The sequence below is a fragment of the Kluyvera sichuanensis genome (assembly GCF_014218705.1).
GTDB classification, from domain to species: domain Bacteria; phylum Pseudomonadota; class Gammaproteobacteria; order Enterobacterales; family Enterobacteriaceae; genus Kluyvera; species Kluyvera sichuanensis.
Window position 1 is genome coordinate 25,088 of record NZ_JABBJF010000044.1, and the last position, 6,000, is coordinate 31,087.

General features: G+C 50.1%; 8 protein-coding genes. 6 read left to right on the forward strand and 2 right to left on the reverse strand.

Annotated elements, in window-relative coordinates; all coding sequences use genetic code 11:
- Window positions 1-350: 350 nt before the first annotated feature.
- Window positions 351-854, reverse strand: a complete 504-nt coding sequence (locus HII27_RS25340; protein WP_185670061.1) for a YmfL family putative regulatory protein — start codon at window positions 852-854, stop codon at window positions 351-353.
- A 22-nt stretch (window positions 855-876) separates the two neighbouring features.
- Window positions 877-1,092: a Cro/CI family transcriptional regulator gene (locus HII27_RS25345; RefSeq protein ID WP_185670062.1), complete on the reverse strand. Its 216-nt coding sequence runs from the start codon at window positions 1,090-1,092 to the stop codon at window positions 877-879.
- A gap of 100 nt (window positions 1,093-1,192) precedes the next feature.
- On the opposite strand from HII27_RS25345, the gene HII27_RS25350 reads away from it, so the two are divergent.
- The 6 genes from HII27_RS25350 (at window position 1,193) to HII27_RS25375 (ending at window position 5,939) form a co-directional block, all read left to right on the forward strand.
- On the forward strand, window positions 1,193-1,819 hold the full coding sequence (locus HII27_RS25350; protein ID WP_185670063.1) for a LexA family protein: 627 nt from the start codon (window positions 1,193-1,195) through the stop codon (window positions 1,817-1,819).
- A 718-nt stretch (window positions 1,820-2,537) separates the two neighbouring features.
- The gene (locus tag HII27_RS25355) at window positions 2,538-2,891 is read left to right on the forward strand and encodes a hypothetical protein (protein WP_185670064.1); all 354 of its coding nucleotides are present in this window, start codon (window positions 2,538-2,540) and stop codon (window positions 2,889-2,891) included.
- 272 nt (window positions 2,892-3,163) lie between these two features.
- Window positions 3,164-3,523, forward strand: a complete 360-nt coding sequence (locus tag HII27_RS25360; protein ID WP_185670065.1) for a hypothetical protein — start codon at window positions 3,164-3,166, stop codon at window positions 3,521-3,523.
- A 40-nt stretch (window positions 3,524-3,563) separates the two neighbouring features.
- Window positions 3,564-4,376, forward strand: coding sequence for a YfdQ family protein (locus tag HII27_RS25365; protein WP_185670066.1), 813 nt, complete (start codon window positions 3,564-3,566; stop codon window positions 4,374-4,376).
- 83 nt (window positions 4,377-4,459) lie between these two features.
- The gene (locus tag HII27_RS25370) at window positions 4,460-5,323 is read left to right on the forward strand and encodes a ParB/RepB/Spo0J family partition protein (RefSeq protein WP_185670067.1); all 864 of its coding nucleotides are present in this window, start codon (window positions 4,460-4,462) and stop codon (window positions 5,321-5,323) included.
- 193 nt (window positions 5,324-5,516) lie between these two features.
- Window positions 5,517-5,939: a hypothetical protein gene (locus HII27_RS25375; protein ID WP_185670068.1), complete on the forward strand. Its 423-nt coding sequence runs from the start codon at window positions 5,517-5,519 to the stop codon at window positions 5,937-5,939.
- The last annotated feature ends 61 nt before the right edge of the window (window positions 5,940-6,000 follow it).

Below are 6,000 nucleotides of genomic sequence, written 5' to 3' on the forward strand. Positions count from 1 at the left end.
CCCCCTTTCCCCCAAACCCAAGACTAAAAAATCAAACCCTTGGTGGGAGCGACGTATATCCCTGTACTGCCGGGGTATACCTCGTGCAAAACTCACGTAAACGGCGGTTAGCCGTTCGCCTGGCTGCGTTATCTTTCCGGAATGAAACCGGTTCTGTATCAAACGCCTCTTGCCACGCTTGCGAGTACGCTAAAGCGATTTTTTCCCGTACTCCTACGGGCAGTGTTGCCAGCTTCTCTCGTATCCATGGCCCGTCCTCACGTGAAAAAGACGCAGGTAGGGCTATGTAGTTAAATTCGTTGTGGTGCATTGGCCCTCCGGCGCGGTTAGCGCATTGGGCAATTACCTATTCAGTTCGCGTCGTCATCCGGTTCAGGAATGCAATAAACACGCGAAATCAGGTTTAGAAATGTCATGAGCGTCACCCTGAACTCGTAGGCTATGTCGTTCAGGCTGGCCCATTCGGTTTTATCAACCACCCCATCGTCGATATAGTGTCGATAGGCATTGACCAAATCCCCCAAATGGCCCACCAGCTCGGCGAGCTTTAAGCCGATCTCCTGGTTCTCTGAATCAGGCGCAGCACCGGGAATATGAATCCCGTTATCTGTCTGCCGTGAAAACGCATCAGCGACATAGCTCACGCCAGCAGCCTTTTGCAGCACCATAGCCCAGCCCATAGGGAAGATTTGATCACCACCAGCACGCAAACGGTTGAAGAGAGCATCCTGTGTTGTATCAATGATTTCAGCCGCTTCGGCGTAACCACCAGGCAATGCCGCAATGGTTTTTCGGATAGCAGCCACCAGCCATGCTGGTTGGCGTTCTACTTTCCACTCAGGTTCGTTACCCACGGTTAACCTCTTGACTCTGTGGTTATTTTTTTAACGTTGATTGATTACTCTTTTCGTAAAGAGCAGGGCAAAAAACTAATTTTCCTCCGGTCCGATAAGCTGCTTCAGCAGCGCGACCTTTGGGAATTAGCCGACCAGGTCTGTTTCGCCATTGATATACGGCTTCACTTGTGATGCTAAAAAAAGCAGCAACCTTTTCTGCGCTGCCGAAATACTTCTCAATGTCGTCGGTTGTCATGCCGCCCTCCAAGCTAAGTTTTATTAGATACTAAACACCAATCTAACTTTGGTCAACAAAAACTAAGATAACTTAGTAATGAATTGTCTCGGGATGAAAAATGGAAACTGTTGGCCAGCGGATTAAATCGTTAAGAAAAATCACCAGAACTTCTCAAAAAGATTTAGGTAAGTTCTGTGGAGTAAGCGATGTTGCAGTAGGTTACTGGGAAAAGGATTTGAACCTGCCCAGCGGAGAGGCCTTGTCAAAACTGGCTAAGTTCTTCAATACGTCCATGGACTACATACTGTATGGGACTGAGTTTGAAGGCAGGCTAATTACAAACATGCGTAAAATACCAGTCCTTTCCTGGGTTCAGGCTGGGTGCTTCACTGAGACTAAACCTACAGAGAGATTCATTGATGCCGATAAATGGGTGGAAACATCCCTGAGAATTGGCGATAACTCCTTTGCCTTGGAAGTTAAAGGGGACTCAATGACTAACCCGAATGGGTTACCGACAATTCCAGAAGGTTCAACCGTTATCGTTGATCCTGATGCAGAGGCGTTGCATGGCAAGATTGTTGTTGCTCGTATTGACGGGACCAATGAAGCCACCGTTAAGAAGCTTGTTATTGATGGGCCGCAAAAGTTTTTAGTACCTCTTAATCCCCGTTATCCAAATATACCTATCAACGGTAACTGCATCATCATTGGCGTCGTTAAAGGCGTTCAATACGAGATCTAACCCTTCCATGATTCCCCTCTAACACCAATCTAAGTTTAGTTTGGTGTTTTTTCTTGACCGCAAAACTAAGTTAAGTTAGATTTTATCTAAGCAAGCGAGCAGGCAGGACGCCCACGAAGTAGCCGCCCGAGGCGTATGAAGATCGGGATGATTCGCTGATTAAGCCCTATGCCGCTCTTTAACAATGTGAACACTTACAGCGTCAATGACCTGTTTAGACCCCAACACAAAAATGTGCTGTATCACCGGGCGCGATCCGGTCGGTGAGAGAGTATCCCCGCGCGGGAGCGAGAACGGCGTGAGAACGGGCAACACTGGCAGAGAGTTGGCGCTGATTCAACTTAGAGGGGTGATTCCAATGAAGCAGTAAAGCGGATAGACCGCTCGTATGAGCCGCAGTAGTGATGCGGCCCCGAGTCTCCATGAGAGAGCCAGACGCAGGTCCGAACTGCGACATACCGCTGGTTAGGGTTAATCGAGGAAAAGGGCATGCCGGTAAAGCAGCGCGAGCGCCAGACGCGCACCGGTAATGAGCGGCGATGAGCGGCAGAGACTCAAGGGCATGAGCGCGGCCACTGCGAGAGTGTGGCGAAGTACTTTGTAGTGCGGTGAATTGCAGCTGCCATGACAGCAACCGGAAGATAAGCACCCGGCGCTGCACTACAAAGTATTTCAACAATATCTCGGCAATGTGCCGTTAATGAATGAGGTTTAAATCATGTCAGCATGCTTTGCGGTAGTTCTGAACGGTAACACCGAAGTTAAATATTTCCCCTTCCATGATTCACGTAGCGCAGACGACGCTGAAGCGGCGGCTGACCAGTGGCGCTATGACGCGATCGATGCAATTGGCGCGGAAGAAAGTTCTCGTTTCCACCTTCGTGTAGTTCGCCCGAAGGTCCGCATCACATCACTGATGGGCCATGTGTACGAGGCCGATCTTGACGACGTCGAGTTTGCAGCTCCTGACCACGAAGGACATACGGAATTGACTGGCTTTGGGTACTGCGAAACGCTGGGCTATTGTCTGAACTTCTATGCACTCGTAGATACTATCGAATTCATCGCGTAACCAACCAATTTGGCTGCTATCTGGTCTTCAACCAACTAACCGGAGGAAGGCGACAATGTTCTGACGGGTAGCCGCCCTTTTTCTTCTATGTGTCCGCTTTCGGTATCGATCTGGCTTCCCTCCCCGAGTCGGGTTCAACTCCTGACGGACACCCTATCAAAGGTATCACCCATGGATTTACGTAACGTTTATTTACCCAAAGGCGATCTGATGCGTGGGCCAGTTGTCACCCAGGCTGTACGCAATCCGAAACCTACAACCTGGAGTCGTTTATGTCTGAAAATAAAAACACTACGCCATTCTCTCAGCAGCTTGCTTACATTAATAAAGGCACACTCGATGCCGAATTAACTGACGCGCTGGCAGAAGTAATTAAAGCCGTCCGTGAAACCGGAAAGAAAGGAGCTGTAACGCTCACGCTTAATTGTTCGATGCTGAACACCCGCGACGAAAACACCATGAAGGTTACGCCAAAGGTAACCCGCAATATTCCTGAGCTGGACCGCGCCGATACCATCATGTTCTCTACCGCTGATGGCGATCTTCTGCGTGATGACCCGGCTCAAACTCAGCTCGATTTAAAAGTTATTGAGCAGCCAGCTCAACCAGCGCCAATTAAGCTGGCCCAGTAATTCCCCGACTTAAACACCAACCGCAAAAAGGAAATATTCAATGTCTCAAATTGAAGGCTCAGCCGTACAAGAAATTCGTGATCTGGCGGCGTCCACGCTGTTAACCAAAACCGACATCCCGTCCGTTGTTGTGCCGGAAGGCTACGAAGTAAGTTCTCTGGAACACCTTCAGCTTGCCCCTTCCCGCATCCGTCAGAACGTCAGTCTTATTTCTCCGGGTTCACTGATCGCTTATATCCAGCGTTTCCGGGACGAGCGAACCGTGGTGTTTGCCGATAAAACGAAAACTCGCATCGTTGCAGTGCTGGATTTTCACCAGAACGCAAACAATGCGGCATGGGGTGCGCACAAAGCTGTTTACGACTGCCCGTTCTCCGATGACTGGAAAGCGTGGGCCGCTAACGATGGCAGCAAAATGGACCAGATTAACTTCGCAGAATTTCTGGAGAACAACATCAAAAATGTTGCGCCGGTCGGTGAAGGTTACGCTGGCCCGTCTGGTACCGAGTTGCTCGAAATGGTGCTGGCGTTCCAGGAAACTCGCAAATCTGAGTTTAAGTCTGTTAAGCGCCTTTCCGATGGTACCTGCCAGTTCCAGTTCAGCGATGAAAAATCTGGCTCAGGTAACACCAAGATGCCTGAAAAAATCAGCCTGGCTATCTCACCTTTCCACAACGGCGCGCCGTACCAGGTCGATGCCCGTATTCGCTACCGCCTCCGCGACGGTCAGTTAGTTCTCTGGTACGAGCTGATCGAACCGAAAAAAGTTGTTGAGCATGCTTTCCAGGAGATCGTCACTGATATGGAAAGCCAGCTCGGCGAAGAACTGCCGATTTACGAAGGCTCTATCTAACCCTAAACACCTCGTGTGTTGTTTTATGCGCCTGCACTGTGGGCGCATAGCAAAGCACTCCCCTACTATTTGAAGGAGGCATCATGCCTAGCTTAGGCCAGCTCTATAACGATAAAGATGCAGGGTTAACTACCCGCAAAACCTACAACGTCCCTCTGGATAAGATTTACGCCGAAGACGGCTATAACGTTCGCGAGCTTAACCAGGCGCATGTGATCGAATTCCGTGATGCTTTCATTGCCGGAGAATACATCCCGCCACTGGCCGTCGAAGTCACCGAACAGGGCGTGAAGGTGATAGATGGTCACCACCGCTATCATGGTGCGCTGGCTGCGGTTGCGATGGGGCATGAGATTGTTCGCCTTGAGTGCAAAGATTTTACAGGCTCCGAAGCCGATAAAATTGCATTCATGGTCACCAGTTCGCAGGGGCTGGCGCTGACTCCCCTCGAACGTGGTGCCGCTTATCACCGTCTTCAGAATCAGGGGTGGAGTCCTTCTGAAATCGCTGTGAAGGTTAAACGCTCTGAATCTGACATTCTCCAGCACTTACAGCTTCACGAATGCACCCCGTATATAAAAAGCCTGGTCCGGGCTGGCTCTATGAACTACGCCATAGCGATCGGTATTTCCCGCGAGCACGGCGTATATGCCGATCGTGAAGCCTCTCGTTTGATGAAAAAAGCTGAGGCAGCTGGGAAAAAGAAAGTGACCAAGAGCATTGCGAAACCTCAATTCAACGCAGGAAAGGCGAGACGTTTTCTCGAGTTACTGTCGACCTGCCAGGACAACCGTGATGACGGGATGACGTTCACTGTGCCACCAGCATTACAGGCCGAAATGGCATCCATTCTGCAAGAGTTCCGCTATGAGAATGCGCCATCATCTGATCCAGACGACCACCAGCCGGATGCTGATGATAAATCCGCGGACAGTGCAGCAGCATGACTAACGCCATAAATCTAAAGTGCCCTTCGTGCGGAATGTCTGCTGAGTGGCTGTGGCGGGGAACGGGATCGGCGATCAGATTCGTCACTGTTAAATGCCCTGCTGATCATCACGGCATCAGAAAAAGCTACCACGTTGGCAGCGAAAAATTAGCCAGGGATCAACTGATCGAGCAATGGGGAGAATTGAAGAAATGAAACCAACATACTCAGAACTGGTTCAGCAATTGGCTTCAGCTAACGCCGATAACCAGAAAGCGATGGCGTCACTAAAACAGGCCGATGATGCAATAAAACTAGCTCACAACAAGTTCCACGCAATGGCAGCAGAAATATCAGGTGTTATTGCGGCATGTGAACAAGTTTACGCCGCTGGTTACAACCATGGTCATTTGCACACGGTCGATGGGATTGCTTACGAGGATGGCACCAAAGAAGAGTTTGCAGGGCTGGCTTTGGAGGTTTTGGCATCCCATATGGAAATCCCGGCTACCAATTCTTTCATGGCAGAACTGAAGGCGCAGGGTGTGGAATTGTATCTCAGGGAAATGGACAACAACGGTATAGCTACTCCTGCTGAGTTCGCCGCCCAGTTACGCCAAGGAGCCGAGCAATGAGCATCGAAGAACTGAAAGTGGGCCGCTGTTATCGAGCTAAGAAACCACGTCCAGCGGGTCA

Excerpts from the sequence above, each read along its gene's own strand:
- HII27_RS25350 (WP_185670063.1), top strand. The coding sequence starts at position 1,193 with ATGGAAACTGTTGGCCAGCGGATTAAATCGTTAAGAAAAATCACCAGA.
- HII27_RS25355 (WP_185670064.1), top strand. The coding sequence starts at position 2,538 with ATGTCAGCATGCTTTGCGGTAGTTCTGAACGGTAACACCGAAGTTAAA.
- HII27_RS25375 (WP_185670068.1), top strand. The coding sequence starts at position 5,517 with ATGAAACCAACATACTCAGAACTGGTTCAGCAATTGGCTTCAGCTAAC.
- HII27_RS25365 (WP_185670066.1), top strand. The coding sequence starts at position 3,564 with ATGTCTCAAATTGAAGGCTCAGCCGTACAAGAAATTCGTGATCTGGCG.
- HII27_RS25360 (WP_185670065.1), top strand. The coding sequence starts at position 3,164 with ATGTCTGAAAATAAAAACACTACGCCATTCTCTCAGCAGCTTGCTTAC.
- HII27_RS25345 (WP_185670062.1), bottom strand. The coding sequence starts at position 1,092 with ATGACAACCGACGACATTGAGAAGTATTTCGGCAGCGCAGAAAAGGTT.
- HII27_RS25370 (WP_185670067.1), top strand. The coding sequence starts at position 4,460 with ATGCCTAGCTTAGGCCAGCTCTATAACGATAAAGATGCAGGGTTAACT.